At 46.5% G+C, this 523-nt stretch carries 1 pseudogene; it reads left to right on the top strand.

Features of this window, described 5'->3' with window-relative positions:
* A pseudogene (opuD, locus tag ACWHAR_RS31830) lies at nt 1-523 on the top strand (glycine betaine transporter OpuD); the annotation flags it as partial.

Genomic DNA, 523 nt, shown 5'->3' with positions numbered 1-523 from the left:
ACCGATCAGCCATTACGCAATTAGCTCTCCATCAGGTGAAACAGAAACCCCCCAAGCCTTCAGAGATGCACTCCGCTATACGTTTTTCCACTGGGGTTTGCACGCTTGGGCCATTTATGCCATTGTGGCATTATGCATTGCCTATTTCCAATTCCGCAAAGGCGCACCCGGGTTAATCAGCAGCACACTGTCACCGATTCTCGGGGATAAAGTAAACGGACCGATCGGAAAGGCCATTGACTGTATTGCAGTTTTCGCCACTGTTGTCGGGGTGTCAACAAGTCTTGGTCTTGGCGCAACCCAAATTAACGGCGGTTTGAATTACCTGTTCGGCATTCCGAATGCGTTTATCGTCCAATTGGTTTTAATCATTATTGTGACAGTGCTCTTTTTACTTTCTGCGTGGAGCGGACTCGGAAAAGGAATTAAGTATTTAAGCAACACAAACATGGTATTGGCCGGATTGTTAATGTTGTTTATGCTCGTTGTCGGGCCTACAGTGCTGATCATGAACTCATTTACA

Source organism: Bacillus sp. LR--39, assembly GCF_053613335.1.
The sequence above is the reverse complement of the archived record's forward strand: the minus strand, read 5'-3'. Positions and strand labels throughout refer to the sequence as shown.